Origin of the sequence: Citrobacter sp. RHBSTW-00570, assembly GCF_013739755.1 — a bacterium.
Lineage (GTDB): Bacteria > Pseudomonadota > Gammaproteobacteria > Enterobacterales > Enterobacteriaceae > Citrobacter > Citrobacter braakii.
This window is the reverse complement of the sequence record NZ_CP056399.1, coordinates 2,233,070-2,245,710: the sequence shown is the minus strand read 5'-3', so window position 1 is coordinate 2,245,710 and position 12,641 is coordinate 2,233,070. Positions and strand designations below refer to the sequence as shown.

The 12,641-nt window shown below is 51.3% G+C and carries 14 protein-coding genes; 8 read left to right on the top strand and 6 right to left on the bottom strand.

Going from position 1 to position 12,641, the window contains the following annotated elements; genetic code table 11:
- Window positions 1-7: 7 nt before the first annotated feature.
- On the bottom strand, window positions 8-1,306 hold the full coding sequence (locus HV237_RS10660; protein WP_046275019.1) for a D-amino acid dehydrogenase: 1,299 nt from the start codon (window positions 1,304-1,306) through the stop codon (window positions 8-10).
- Window positions 1,307-1,628: 322 nt separating this feature from the next.
- Between HV237_RS10660 and HV237_RS10655 the strand changes: the two genes are divergently transcribed.
- Window positions 1,629-3,161 (top strand): SpoVR family protein, encoded by a 1,533-nt coding sequence (locus HV237_RS10655; RefSeq protein ID WP_003833557.1) that lies wholly within the window; start codon window positions 1,629-1,631, stop codon window positions 3,159-3,161.
- A gap of 78 nt (window positions 3,162-3,239) precedes the next feature.
- On the opposite strand, the gene fadR is transcribed toward HV237_RS10655, so the two are convergent.
- Entirely contained in the window at window positions 3,240-3,959 is a 720-nt protein-coding gene (gene fadR, locus HV237_RS10650) for a fatty acid metabolism transcriptional regulator FadR (protein WP_016153370.1), read from the bottom strand.
- 236 nt (window positions 3,960-4,195) lie between these two features.
- On the opposite strand from fadR, the gene nhaB reads away from it, so the two are divergent.
- The 3 genes from nhaB (at window position 4,196) to HV237_RS10635 (ending at window position 6,864) form a co-directional block, all read left to right on the top strand.
- The gene (gene nhaB / locus HV237_RS10645) at window positions 4,196-5,740 is read left to right on the top strand and encodes a Na(+)/H(+) antiporter NhaB (protein WP_029139569.1); all 1,545 of its coding nucleotides are present in this window, start codon (window positions 4,196-4,198) and stop codon (window positions 5,738-5,740) included.
- A 141-nt stretch (window positions 5,741-5,881) separates the two neighbouring features.
- Window positions 5,882-6,412: a disulfide bond formation protein DsbB gene (gene dsbB, locus HV237_RS10640; RefSeq protein WP_003844060.1), complete on the top strand. Its 531-nt coding sequence runs from the start codon at window positions 5,882-5,884 to the stop codon at window positions 6,410-6,412.
- 110 nt (window positions 6,413-6,522) lie between these two features.
- Window positions 6,523-6,864, top strand: coding sequence for a DUF1971 domain-containing protein (locus HV237_RS10635; RefSeq protein ID WP_016153372.1), 342 nt, complete (start codon window positions 6,523-6,525; stop codon window positions 6,862-6,864).
- A gap of 29 nt (window positions 6,865-6,893) precedes the next feature.
- Here HV237_RS10635 and HV237_RS10630 read toward each other — a convergent pair whose 3' ends face one another.
- The 3 genes from HV237_RS10630 to HV237_RS10620 form a co-directional block, all read right to left on the bottom strand.
- Window positions 6,894-7,340 carry a YcgN family cysteine cluster protein gene (locus HV237_RS10630; RefSeq protein WP_016153373.1) on the bottom strand — a complete coding sequence of 149 codons (447 nt, stop codon included), beginning with the start codon at window positions 7,338-7,340 and terminating at the stop codon, window positions 6,894-6,896.
- Between the two features lie 92 nt (window positions 7,341-7,432).
- Entirely contained in the window at window positions 7,433-8,092 is a 660-nt protein-coding gene (locus HV237_RS10625) for a fumarylacetoacetate hydrolase family protein (protein ID WP_016156786.1), read from the bottom strand.
- Between the two features lie 69 nt (window positions 8,093-8,161).
- Window positions 8,162-8,455 carry a YcgL domain-containing protein gene (locus HV237_RS10620; protein ID WP_016153375.1) on the bottom strand — a complete coding sequence of 98 codons (294 nt, stop codon included), beginning with the start codon at window positions 8,453-8,455 and terminating at the stop codon, window positions 8,162-8,164.
- 126 nt (window positions 8,456-8,581) lie between these two features.
- Here HV237_RS10620 and minC point away from each other — a divergent pair, with 126 nt between their 5' ends.
- From minC to minE, 3 genes are read left to right on the top strand one after another with little or no spacing between them, the layout of a single operon-like run.
- A complete protein-coding gene (gene minC, locus HV237_RS10615; protein WP_016153376.1) occupies window positions 8,582-9,289 on the top strand; it encodes a septum site-determining protein MinC in 708 nt (235 codons plus the stop codon).
- Window positions 9,290-9,312: 23 nt separating this feature from the next.
- Window positions 9,313-10,125: a septum site-determining protein MinD gene (minD, locus tag HV237_RS10610; protein ID WP_003020956.1), complete on the top strand. Its 813-nt coding sequence runs from the start codon at window positions 9,313-9,315 to the stop codon at window positions 10,123-10,125.
- Window positions 10,126-10,128: 3 nt separating this feature from the next.
- Window positions 10,129-10,395 carry a cell division topological specificity factor MinE gene (gene minE, locus HV237_RS10605; RefSeq protein WP_001185666.1) on the top strand — a complete coding sequence of 89 codons (267 nt, stop codon included), beginning with the start codon at window positions 10,129-10,131 and terminating at the stop codon, window positions 10,393-10,395.
- Between the two features lie 85 nt (window positions 10,396-10,480).
- Here minE and HV237_RS10600 read toward each other — a convergent pair whose 3' ends face one another.
- Window positions 10,481-11,398, bottom strand: coding sequence for a LysR family transcriptional regulator (locus tag HV237_RS10600; protein WP_016153377.1), 918 nt, complete (start codon window positions 11,396-11,398; stop codon window positions 10,481-10,483).
- 103 nt (window positions 11,399-11,501) lie between these two features.
- Here HV237_RS10600 and HV237_RS10595 point away from each other — a divergent pair, with 103 nt between their 5' ends.
- Window positions 11,502-12,584 (top strand): tartrate dehydrogenase, encoded by a 1,083-nt coding sequence (locus HV237_RS10595; RefSeq protein ID WP_047358290.1) that lies wholly within the window; start codon window positions 11,502-11,504, stop codon window positions 12,582-12,584.
- Window positions 12,585-12,641 lie beyond the last annotated feature (57 nt).

The following is a 12,641-nucleotide window of genomic DNA, read 5'->3' as shown; positions in this document are numbered from 1 at the left end:
GTCCTTATCAGTTATGTGCGCCATGTAAATGCCGTGGACGAGATGGGGTAAACCCCGGGCTGTAACGCGCCACGCTCAGATCGTCGTAAGGAATGGCTGGTGTGCGGCCAGACAGAATGTCGCTCAGCAACTGACCCGAACCGCAGGCCATGGTCCAGCCCAGCGTGCCGTGGCCGGTATTAAGCAGTAGATTCTTAAAGCGCGTTCGCCCGATCACTGGCGTACCGTCCGGCGTCATCGGACGCAGCCCGGTCCAGAAGGTTGCCTGCTCCACATGCCCACCGCGTGGGAAGAGATCGCGGACGACCATCTCCAGCGTCTCACGACGGGGTTGCAGCAATTCCGTATTGAAGCCGACAATCTCCGCCATGCCGCCAACGCGAATACGATTATCAAAGCGGGTAATGGCGATTTTGTAGGTTTCATCAAGGATCGTTGAAACCGGCGCGCCGTCATCTTGCGCCACCGGAATGGTCAATGAATAGCCTTTGAGCGGATAGACCGGAATATCAACGATCCCCTTCAGCATCGCCGTAGAGTACGAGCCGAACGCCATTACATAGGCATCGGCTTTGACTATCTCCTCGCCACACTGAACGCCATAAATCTGCTCACCATCGCTCAACAGCTTATCGACCGGAGTATTAAAGCGAAATTTCACCCCCGCCTGCTCCGCCATCAGCGCCAGACGCTGGGTAAACAGCTGGCAGTCACCCGTTTCGTCATTCGGTAAACGCAGACCGCCGGTCAGCTTGTGTGCCACTTCCGCCAGCGCCGGTTCAACTTCCGCCAGACGGCTTGCTTCCAGGAGCTGATACGGCACGCCTGCGTCTTCAAGGACGGCGATGTCGCGGGTCGCATTCTCATACTGTTGAGCGGTACGGAACAGTTGTAACGTTCCGCCCTGGCGTCCTTCGTACTCGATACCGGTAGAGGCGCGTAGCGCTTTCAGGCAATCACGGCTGTATTCCGCCAGTCGCACCATCCGGCCCTTGTTTTCCATGTAATGGCTGGTGTCGCAGTTGCGTAGCATCTGCCACATCCATTTCAACTGGAACTGCGTCCCGTCGAGGCGAACGGCCAGCGGCGCATGGCGCTGAAACATCCATTTAATTGCTTTAAGCGGTACGCCTGGCGCCGCCCAGGGTGCTGCATAACCTGGAGAGATTTGCCCCGCGTTCGCCGCACTGGTTTCCAGTGCCGGACCGGGCTCACGATCAATGACGGTGACATCGTGTCCAGCCTGACTTAAGTACCAGGCGCTGGTCACGCCAACGACACCACTTCCCAGTATGACAACTCGCATAGCCACTCCGTTAACAGTAAAAGAACAATCATCTAATTACATCTTGATAACTCAGTTGAAAATATTATTCAACATATGGCTTTTTTATGGTGACTTATCTCACATATGGCGGTGATGGCGGGGAACTCCCTGCTTTGGTATCTCCTGCTGTGCGTTATTTTTATCCAGCATAAAATTTTGCGGCCATACCGTTTTTCGACGCCTCGCTAACAAGAAATCGCAAAGAAAAAAATTCAGCCGCAGCACGTTTTTTAACACCATGATCTATGCTTGAAATGAGGTACTCCAGACAGAGAGTGCCGCCAACAATGAGGGTGCGCGAATGGCTACGATTGATTCCATGAACAAGGACAGCACACGGTTAAGCGATGGACCCGACTGGACGTTTGATCTGCTGGATGTCTATCTGGCGGAAATAGACCGCGTGGCGAAACTCTACAGACTGGATACCTACCCGCACCAAATCGAGGTGATCACCTCCGAACAAATGATGGACGCTTACTCCAGCGTCGGGATGCCAATCAACTATCCTCACTGGTCGTTTGGTAAAAAATTTATTGAAACCGAGCGTTTGTATAAGCATGGTCAGCAGGGGCTGGCCTATGAGATTGTTATCAACTCCAATCCGTGTATCGCGTATTTGATGGAGGAGAACACCATCACCATGCAGGCGTTGGTGATGGCGCATGCCTGCTACGGACATAACTCCTTCTTTAAAAACAACTATTTGTTCCGTAGCTGGACGGATGCCAGCTCCATCGTCGATTACCTGATCTTCGCGCGAAACTATATTACCCAGTGTGAAGAGCGTTACGGCGTGGATGAAGTCGAAAAGCTCCTCGACTCCTGTCACGCGCTGATGAACTACGGCGTGGATCGTTACAAACGCCCGCAAAAAATCTCCCTACAGGAAGAGAAAGCCCGACAGAAAAGCCGTGAAGAGTATCTGCAAAGCCAGGTAAATATGTTGTGGCGTACGCTGCCGAAGAAAGAGGAAGAGAAAACCGTTGCGGAAGCCCGACGTTATCCTTCTGAACCGCAGGAGAACCTTCTGTACTTCATGGAGAAGAACGCCCCGCTGCTGGAATCCTGGCAACGCGAAGTGCTGCGCATTGTGCGCAAGGTCAGCCAGTATTTTTATCCGCAGAAACAGACCCAGGTGATGAACGAAGGGTGGGCCACTTTCTGGCATTACACCATCCTTAATCACCTTTATGACGAAGGTAAAGTCACCGAACGGTTTATGCTGGAGTTTTTACATAGCCATACCAACGTGGTGTTCCAGCCGCCGTACAACAGCCCGTGGTATAGCGGGATAAATCCCTATGCTCTGGGTTTTGCCATGTTCCAGGATATTAAACGAATTTGTCAGTCGCCTACCGAAGAGGACAAATACTGGTTCCCGGATATAGCGGGTTCTGACTGGCTGGAAACCCTGCATTTCGCGATGCGCGATTTCAAAGATGAGAGCTTTATCAGCCAGTTCCTGTCACCGAAGGTTATGCGTGATTTCCGCCTGTTCACCGTGCTGGATGACGATCGTCATAATTATCTGGAGATTTCCGCGATTCACAACGAGGAAGGATATCGTGAGATCCGCAACAGGCTGTCGTCGCAATATAACCTGAGCAACCTTGAGCCGAATATTCAAATCTGGAATGTCGATCTGCGCGGCGACCGCTCGCTCACCTTGCGCTATATTCCGCATAACCGCGCTCCGCTGGATAAAGGACGCAAAGAGGTGCTCAAGCATGTGCACCGGCTCTGGGGTTTTGACGTAATGCTGGAGCAGCAGAATGAAGACGGCAGTGTGGAACTGCTGGAGCGTTGCCCGCCGAGGATGAACGGTCTGTAAATCTTATTGCCGGATGGCGACGCGAAAACGTCTTATCCGGCCTACAATCGTGCAGTTCGTAGGCCGGATAAGGTGCGATTAGCGCCCCTGAATAGCTAAATCGCCCGGCAGGTTTTTCTGCATACGATGCCAAATCTCGCCGCTGTCGTGACCATAGCGACGCACCGTTTCATATACCTGCTCATGAGCACCCTGATCACAAAGTTCTGACAGCTTACGGTAAAAGCTCAGCGCCAGCGCGCGAGCTTCCGGATTGGCGAAATAATGGCGGCCAATGCGGGTATATAATCCCTTCATTCCATTGAGGATCAAACCGTAAATCGGATTGCCAGAGGCAAATGCCAGACCGCGGAAAATGTTGTAGTCCAGATCGGCGAACGCATCAGCATGGTCGGCCACCTGATTTGCCGTTGCCAGAACCTCCTGCGCTTTATCAGGATGCTGGCGAAACGCGGTACGAACAAAGATCGTCGAGATGTTGGTACGCACGGACAGCAGATTATCAATAAGCTGCGGCACGCTCTCGTGATCGAGACGCGCCAGCGTTTCAAGGATATTTAGCCCGGAGGTTTCCCAGAAGTTATTCACCTTCGTCGGCTTGCCGTGTTGAATGGTCAACCAGCCGTCCCGCGCCAGACGCTGTAATACCTCGCGTAACGTGGTACGTGTCACTCCAATCAGTTCAGAGAGTTCACGTTCAGCAGGCAAAATAGTGCCAGGTGGGAAGCGGTTATTCCAGATACTTTCAATGATGTACTCTTCCGCGAACCCAGCCGGGCTTTGCGCCTTAATGACCATAGTGATAATTCCATTACACAGCAAAACATAGTTACAGTTATCATACCAGACGGGCTACATGGCTGATAGCTGACGCAATGAAGAAAAAGTGGATCAAGGCTTCATTTTCCAGATTACGCTGAAGCACAGCCAGCCTTGTCCGTCGCGTGAATAGCTTGCCTGTACTCCCTCCTCCCGCTAAGCTTTGCGGTCAAACATAAAAACATGATTTCATTTTTAAAGGTAGGGAAATCACCATGGAGCTATCATGGGGCCGCGCTATGTGGCGCAATTTTTTAGGTCAATCACCTGACTGGTACAAACTTGCACTACTCGTATTCTTAGTCGTTAACCCGGTAATATTTTTCATCAATCCCTTTATTGCGGGCTGGCTGTTGGTGGCCGAGTTCATTTTTACGCTGGCGATGGCGTTAAAATGTTACCCGCTGCTACCAGGCGGGCTGCTAGCCATCGAGGCGGTCATCATCGGCATGACCAGCGCCACACATGTGCGTGAAGAGGTTGCCGCTAACCTTGAGGTGCTATTGCTGCTGATGTTTATGGTGGCTGGCATCTACTTTATGAAGCAGTTGCTGCTGTTTATTTTCACCCGCCTACTGCTTACGATTCGCTCCAAGATGCTGCTGTCGCTGGCATTTTGCGTTGCCGCTGCCTTCCTTTCTGCATTCCTGGATGCGCTGACCGTTGTTGCCGTGGTAATCAGCGTAGCGGTTGGTTTTTATGGTATTTACCATCGCTTCGCCTCTTCCCGCACGGAAGACAACAATATGCTCGATGATAGCCATATCGATCAGCACAATAAGGTCGTACTGGAGCAGTTCCGTGGTTTTCTGCGCAGCCTGATGATGCATGCGGGTGTCGGTACGGCGTTAGGCGGCGTAATGACTATGGTCGGCGAACCGCAAAACCTGATTATCGCCAAAGCGGCTGGCTGGCATTTTGGTGACTTTTTCCTGCGCATGTCGCCGGTCACCGTCCCGGTGCTGATTTGCGGCCTGTTAACCTGCATGCTGGTTGAGAAATTGCGCTGGTTTGGCTATGGCGAAACGCTGCCGGAGACCGTCCGCGATGTCCTGCAACAGTTTGACGATCAAAGCCGTCAGCAGCGTACTCGTCAGGAAAAAATCAAACTGATTGTTCAGGCGATTATCGGTATCTGGCTGGTGGTTGCCCTGGCCCTGCATCTGGCGGAAGTCGGATTAATCGGTCTGTCCGTCATTATCCTGGCCACGTCGTTGACCGGCGTTACTGACGAACACGCGATTGGTAAAGCGTTTACCGAGTCGCTGCCTTTCACTGCCCTGCTAACCGTGTTCTTCTCTATCGTTGCGGTGATTATCGATCAACAGCTCTTTTCACCGATTATTCAGTTTGTTTTGCAGTCCTCTGAACATGCTCAACTGACGCTGTTCTATCTCTTTAACGGCCTGCTGTCTTCTATCTCTGATAACGTGTTTGTCGGCACCATCTACATTAACGAAGCCAAAGCCGCGTTGGAACATGGGACCATCAGCCTTAACCAATTTGAGCTGTTAGCGGTGGCGATCAATACCGGGACTAACCTGCCTTCCGTTGCTACGCCAAACGGCCAGGCGGCATTCCTGTTCCTGCTGACCTCCGCGCTGGCACCATTGATTCGACTCTCTTATGGCCGCATGGTGTGGATGGCTCTGCCTTATACTCTCGTCCTGACGCTGGTTGGTCTGCTTTGCGTCGAGTTCACGCTTGTTCCGGTGACTGAGTGGATGACCCAGGCGGGCTGGTTAGCTACACTTTCATAACAATTTACCGGGCAAATCACTGCCCGGTTTGACTTTTTGCATGATAATTATCCGATTACTCAAATTTTCAATTCCTGCTAGTGGCGCATAAATTGAATTGGTTTAAACTGCGCTCTCTACGCATGTTGCAGGGAAATTATTATGTTGCGATTTTTAAACCAGTGCTCCCGAGGTCGTGGTGCATGGTTATTGTTGGCGTTAACCGCCTTTGCGCTGGAGCTTGTCGCGCTGTGGTTCCAGCACGTCATGCTGCTAAAACCTTGCGTGTTGTGTATTTACGAACGTAGCGCATTATTTGGCGTGATGGGCGCGGGGCTGGTGGGGGCTATCGCACCAAAAACGCCACTACGCTATGTGGCGATGATTATCTGGATTTACAGTGCCTGGCGCGGACTGCAGTTAGCTTATGAGCACACCATGATTCAGTTGCACCCATCACCGTTTATGACCTGTGATTTTGCAGCACGCTTCCCGAGCTGGCTGCCGCTGGACAAATGGCTGCCGCAGGTGTTTTTAGCATCCGGTGACTGTGCTGAACGCCAGTGGTCTTTTTTAACCCTGGAAATGCCACAGTGGCTGTTGGGGATCTTCGCCGCTTACCTGGTGGTCGCCGTGCTGGTAGTCATAGCACAGCCGTTTAAACCGAAAAAACGTGACCTCTTCGGTCGCTAACAGAGACGCTCCTTCGGGAGCGTTTTTTTTGCCTTAAATTCATTGCCTGCTGGCATCTATAAAATGCATATTAAATACATCTTATAGATGCCACACCAAGGAGATGTCTGATGTCCCATTTACGCATCCCGGCAAACTGGAAAGTAAAACGCTCTACTCCCTTCTTTACCAAAGACAACGTCCCGGCAGCACTTCTTTCTCACCATAACACCGCAGCAGGCGTGTTTGGACAGCTCTGCGTAATGGAAGGTACGGTAACGTATTATGGCTTTGCCAATGAAGACGCAAAAGAACCTGAAGTGAAAGTGGTGATTAATGCCGGTCAGTTCGCGACCAGCCCACCGCAGTACTGGCATCGCGTTGAATTAAGCGACGATGCGCAATTCAACATTAACTTCTGGGTGGAAGATGACAACCACTCCGATGAAATGTATCAGGCGAAAAAGTCTTAACCCTTAACGCCTGCTAATCGATGGGCGGGTCAGTCCGCCCATGAAGGTTTGTTCAGGATATGATCCTGCCAGTCACGCACTTCCGATTCTTTCACCGCAATATGACGAACGGAGATACGTTCACCGTGCATCGCCGCTTTTGATCCTGTCAGCAACGGGTGCCACTCCGGCAGCCCTTTTCCTTCTGCGAGCAGACGATAGGCGCAGGTCATAGGCAACCATTCAAAAGTCGGCAGATTATCACGCGTCAGTTTGATGCAGTCAGGCTCGTACTCGAATCGACGTTCGTAATTACGACACTGGCAGGTTTTAATGTTGAGCTGACGACAGGCGACATTGGTAAAGTAGATTTCGTCAGTGTCTTCATCCATCAGCTTATGCAGGCAGCATTGACCGCACCCGTCACATAATGACTCCCACTCGGCATCGGTCATTTCATCAAGGGTTTTACTTTGCCAGAAAGGTATGTCGCTCATCAGGGTTTCCGCTATTGCAATAAAGCTGCACCTTATAACCAGTCTGGCACGCTGATGCAAGTTTTGCCGCCCGAAAAGGCGGCAAGCAGAGATTACAGTACACGGGTTGTTAGCGTTTGACCGTGAAAACTGATGGCCAGTTCGTCGCCGCTGCTTAAAGGTCCCACGCCTGCTGGCGTTCCCGTTAGCACCACATCGCCCGCTTTGAGGGTAAAGAAACGGCTCATATAAGCAATCAAGGGAACGATGTGATGGATCATGTCCGCCGTGGAGCCGTGCTGGCGAGTTTCACCGTTGACCGTTAATCCAAGCATCGTATCCTGCGGGTCGCCGTTAAACTCCGCCACCGGAATAAATCCAGACAGCGGGCAAGAGTTATCAAAACCCTTCGCTTTTTCCCATGGCTGCCCCGCCTTCTTCATTTTGCCCTGAATATCGCGCAGAGTCAGATCCAGCGCGACACCATAACCGGCAATGGCTTTGCGCACATGATCTTCTGTCGCTTGCCGCAGGGTCGCGCCAATCAGCACAGCCAGCTCAACTTCATGGTGGACAGACCCCATATCAGATGGGATCACCAGCGGCTGGCGCAAATCGCACAGCGCGGTTTCCGGTTTAATAAACAGAACCGGTTCTTCCGGGGTAGTTCCACCCATCTCTTTAATATGGTTGGCATAGTTACTCCCTACGCAAACCACCTTACTCACCGGATAATCCAGCAGAGCACCATGCCAGTTGTGATGTTGATACATTACTTTCCCCTAACGTAGTCATAGATTTCAGGTACTGCATCGATGGAACGTGCTGCTGCCCGATGCAGTTTAACGTTTAGCGTCTGGTGTATTTTGTTTTGCCGCTGCCAGATGCTGTTTAAGTAAATCTTCTGGCGGCGGGGGTATTTGTAAATAATAGCCCTGCTCAGTCAGGGCCTGTTTTACTTTTTCAAGATCGGCATTAACTAATTTTTTACGCCCATCAAGCGGTAACATCATTGCCAGCGTCGGCTGACCAAATCCTCTCATCAGTTCTTCAGGAACGCGCGAGAAATCGTCTTTTTTTTCGACATATAAATAGGTCTGGTCACGTTTGCTGCTTCGGTAGATCACACAAAACATATCTTTTACTCTGAATTCACGGAATGGTGGCTTGCCTCAATATAATACTGACTATAACATGCCTTATAGTCTTCGGAATATCACCCCGCGCTGGGGATGATAAATAGCAAATTGAGTAAGGCCAGGATGTCAAACACGCCAATCGAGCTTAAAGGCAGTAGCTTCACCTTATCAGTGGTTCATTTACATGAAGCAGAACCCGAGGTTATTCGTCAGGCGTTGGAAGACAAAATCGCGCAGGCACCGGCTTTTTTAAAACATGCTCCCGTGGTGGTTAACGTGAGTGGTCTTGAAAGCCCGGTAAACTGGTCAGCGCTGCAGAAAGTGGTCGCGTCTACCGGATTGCGCATTATTGGCGTTAGCGGATGCAAAGACGCCAGACTAAAGGCAGAAATCGACGAAATGGGTCTTCCTTTACTGACTGAAGGTAAAGAAAAAGCTATTCGTCCTGCGCCTGTTGAGGTCCCGGCTCCCGTCGCTCCGCCGCAAAACGTTACTCCCATCACAAAAACACGATTAATAAATGTGCCGGTTCGTTCCGGTCAGCGCATTTATGCTCCACAATGTGATCTGATTGTTACAAGCCACGTCAGTGCGGGCGCAGAGCTTATCGCTGATGGCAATATTCATGTTTATGGAATGATGAGAGGCCGTGCGCTGGCAGGTGCAAGCGGCGATCGTGAAGCGCAAATTTTTTGTACCCATCTGACGGCAGAACTGGTGTCTATCGCAGGTGTTTATTGGCTGAGTGATAAAATCCCAGCAGAATTTTATGGCAAAGCGGCCCGTCTGCAATTAGCAGAGAACGCTTTGACAGTTCAACCGTTGAATTGATCCCTTTTTAACAAGGAATTTCTATGGCACGCATTATTGTTGTTACTTCGGGTAAAGGGGGCGTTGGCAAAACCACCTCCAGCGCGGCCATCGCTACAGGTTTGGCCCAGAAGGGAAAGAAAACTGTCGTTATTGATTTTGATATCGGCCTGCGTAACCTCGATCTGATTATGGGTTGTGAACGCCGCGTCGTTTACGACTTCGTCAACGTTATTCAGGGCGATGCGTCGTTAAATCAGGCGTTAATCAAAGATAAGCGTACCGAAAATCTCTTTATTCTTCCGGCATCACAGACTCGCGATAAAGACGCGCTGACGCGTGAAGGCGTCGCGAAAGTTCTGGACGACCTGAAAACGATGGAATTCGATTTCATCGTCTGCGACTCCCCGGCGGGTATTGAAACCGGCGCGCTGATGGCCCTGTATTTTGCCGATGAAGCGATTATCACCACTAACCCGGAAGTCTCCTCTGTACGTGACTCTGACCGTATTCTGGGTATTCTGGCGTCGAAATCTCGTCGTGCGGAAAACGGTGAAGATCCGATTAAAGAGCATTTGTTGCTGACGCGCTACAACCCTGGCCGCGTAAATAAAGGTGACATGCTGAGCATGGAAGACGTACTGGAAATTCTGCGAATCAAGCTGGTTGGCGTGATTCCTGAAGATCAGTCAGTCCTGCGCGCGTCTAACCAGGGTGAGCCGGTTATTCTCGACATCAATGCTGATGCCGGTAAAGCCTATGCTGATACCGTAGACCGTCTGTTGGGAGAAGAACGTCCTTTCCGCTTCATTGAAGAAGAGAAGAAAGGTTTCCTCAAACGCCTGTTCGGAGGATAAGTTATGGCATTACTGGATTTTTTTCTCTCGCGGAAAAAGAGCACAGCGAACATCGCTAAAGAGCGACTGCAGATTATTGTTGCGGAACGTCGTCGTAGTGACGCCGAGCCACATTATTTACCGCAACTGAGGAAAGATATTCTCGAGGTTATCTGCAAGTATGTACAAATTGATCCCGAAATGGTCACCGTACAGCTTGAACAAAAAGACGGCGATATTTCTATCCTCGAACTTAACGTGACATTACCTGAAGCTGAAGAGTCTAAATAACGGCTTTGCTCAGTGAGTTATAGTTGCAAAAAAGGCAGATTATTCTGCCTTTTTTATTTTCAGTTTCTTGCCAGCTGTTGCGGATTTATTCCAAAGTAAACTTTGGATAGTTTTCGGCAAAATAGCGGCGCAAATACTCAACCGTAATACGGATCTTTGCCGACGTCGCCAGCCGAGAAACATAAACCGCCCATATATTTGCTGGTTGATAATACTCGGGCAATACGTGTACCAGATGTCCACCGGCAATGTTGTCGCAAACGTCCCACCACGAACGCAGGGCAATTCCCTGCCCATCAAGACACCACTGATGTACCACTTCGCCATGATTAGACGACAGAGGCCCCGTAACTTTAATTGAGTGAGCGCCCTCTTTATTACGCATTTGCCAGATACCAAACGGATGGTCGCGCTCTTTGATAACCAGACAAGGAAAAGTGGAGAGATCGTTGAGTTGCTTCGGCGTCCCGTGCTGCGCCACAAATTCCGGCGAGGCGCACAGAATACGGTAGTTAGTCGCCAGCTTGCGGGCAATCAGGTTCGGCGCGATATCATCCCCGATACGAATATCAAGATCGACGCCCTCATTCACCATATCCACCAGGCGGTCTTCAACATCGAACCTCAGTTCTAACTGCGGGTACGCTTTTGCCAGCGCAGACAGCGCCGGAGCCACCACCCGACGGCCAAAACCAAAGCTACTAATAATGCGTAGCATCCCCTGCGGGATCTGCCTGGCATCAGACAACTCGTCCATCATCTGATCGACATCCTGCAGGATCCGCTGCGCCCATTCGTAGATCCGCTCCCCCTCTTCCGTGATGGTTACACGCCGCGTTGTCCGGTGCAGCAGCACCACGTTCAGCGTCTGCTCCAGCAGGGCTACTCGCTTACTGATAAAAGCCGGTGATACACCCAGTTCCTCGGCAACGGCGGCAAATCCTGCCCGACGGGCAACCAGCATAAAGACGCGTAAATCATTTAGCAGCGGCAGATTATTCATGATCTGTGTTTTATGTTTCACCAGTTAGGGGGATTAACTCTTAATCAGTCAATTATAGGATAAGGGGAAAGTCAATTTTGATGGCGTACAAGTGAGAGCTGCTATGAAGAAAACCTGTCGTATTGCCGCTATCCCCGGAGATGGCATTGGTAAAGAAGTGCTGCCTGAAGGTATTCATGTGTTACAGGCAGCCGCCGAGCGTTGGGGGTTGTCGCTCAGCTTTGAGCAAATGGAATGGGCGAGCTGCGAGTACTACACCCATCACGGTAAAATGATGCCGGATGACTGGCATGAGCAGTTGCAATCCTTTGATGCTATCTATTTTGGCGCCGTTGGCTGGCCGGACACCGTACCGGACCACATCTCTTTATGGGGCTCGCTGCTTAAGTTTCGCCGCGAATTCGACCAGTACGTCAACCTGCGTCCGGTACGCCTGTTTCCGGGAGTCCCTTGCCCACTGGCGGGCAAGCAGCCAGGCGACATTGATTTCTACGTCGTACGCGAGAACACCGAGGGAGAATACTCTTCTCTCGGCGGACGCGTGAGTGAAGGGACGGAACACGAGGTGGTTATCCAGGAGTCGGTCTTCACCCGTCGCGGCGTAGATCGTATATTGCGTTACGCCTTCGAGCTGGCGCAAAACCGCCCGCGCAAAACCCTGACCTCGGCGACCAAATCCAATGGTCTGGCCATCAGCATGCCTTACTGGGACGAGCGTGTTGAAGCAATGGCGGCTAACTTTCCTGAAATCCGTTGGGATAAACAGCATATCGATATACTGTGCGCCCGCTTTGTGATGCAGCCGGAGCGTTTTGACGTTGTGGTTGCTTCCAACCTGTTCGGCGACATCCTCTCCGATCTGGGTCCGGCCTGTACCGGGACGATTGGCATCGCGCCTTCTGCCAACTTAAACCCGGAACGCACCTTCCCGTCCCTGTTCGAGCCAGTACATGGTTCGGCCCCCGATATTTACGGAAAAAACATCGCCAACCCGATTGCCACTATCTGGGCTGGCGCCATGATGCTGGACTTCCTTGGCAACGGTGATGCCAACTATAAGGCTGCCCACGACGGTATTCTGGCGGCAATTGAGCACGTTATTGCCTGTGGCCCGAAAACGCCGGATATGAAAGGCAGCGCCACCACGCAACAGGTGGGTGAAGCCATATGTCAGGCACTACGTTAGAGGTCAAACCACGAAATATGAGCCGCGTCACTGACGCGGCTTTTTTTATGCGTTTTG

What these genes read in the sequence shown, in the direction of transcription:
- minE (WP_001185666.1), top strand. Translation starts at nt 10,129, where the DNA reads ATGGCATTACTGGATTTTTTTCTCTCGCGGAAAAAGAGCACAGCGAAC.
- HV237_RS10660 (WP_046275019.1), bottom strand. Translation starts at nt 1,306, where the DNA reads ATGCGAGTTGTCATACTGGGAAGTGGTGTCGTTGGCGTGACCAGCGCC.
- minC (WP_016153376.1), top strand. Translation starts at nt 8,582, where the DNA reads ATGTCAAACACGCCAATCGAGCTTAAAGGCAGTAGCTTCACCTTATCA.
- HV237_RS10595 (WP_047358290.1), top strand. Translation starts at nt 11,502, where the DNA reads ATGAAGAAAACCTGTCGTATTGCCGCTATCCCCGGAGATGGCATTGGT.
- HV237_RS10620 (WP_016153375.1), bottom strand. Translation starts at nt 8,455, where the DNA reads ATGTTTTGTGTGATCTACCGAAGCAGCAAACGTGACCAGACCTATTTA.
- minD (WP_003020956.1), top strand. Translation starts at nt 9,313, where the DNA reads ATGGCACGCATTATTGTTGTTACTTCGGGTAAAGGGGGCGTTGGCAAA.
- HV237_RS10600 (WP_016153377.1), bottom strand. Translation starts at nt 11,398, where the DNA reads ATGAATAATCTGCCGCTGCTAAATGATTTACGCGTCTTTATGCTGGTT.
- nhaB (WP_029139569.1), top strand. Translation starts at nt 4,196, where the DNA reads ATGGAGCTATCATGGGGCCGCGCTATGTGGCGCAATTTTTTAGGTCAA.
- HV237_RS10625 (WP_016156786.1), bottom strand. Translation starts at nt 8,092, where the DNA reads ATGTATCAACATCACAACTGGCATGGTGCTCTGCTGGATTATCCGGTG.
- HV237_RS10635 (WP_016153372.1), top strand. Translation starts at nt 6,523, where the DNA reads ATGTCCCATTTACGCATCCCGGCAAACTGGAAAGTAAAACGCTCTACT.
- dsbB (WP_003844060.1), top strand. Translation starts at nt 5,882, where the DNA reads ATGTTGCGATTTTTAAACCAGTGCTCCCGAGGTCGTGGTGCATGGTTA.
- fadR (WP_016153370.1), bottom strand. Translation starts at nt 3,959, where the DNA reads ATGGTCATTAAGGCGCAAAGCCCGGCTGGGTTCGCGGAAGAGTACATC.
- HV237_RS10655 (WP_003833557.1), top strand. Translation starts at nt 1,629, where the DNA reads ATGGCTACGATTGATTCCATGAACAAGGACAGCACACGGTTAAGCGAT.
- HV237_RS10630 (WP_016153373.1), bottom strand. Translation starts at nt 7,340, where the DNA reads ATGAGCGACATACCTTTCTGGCAAAGTAAAACCCTTGATGAAATGACC.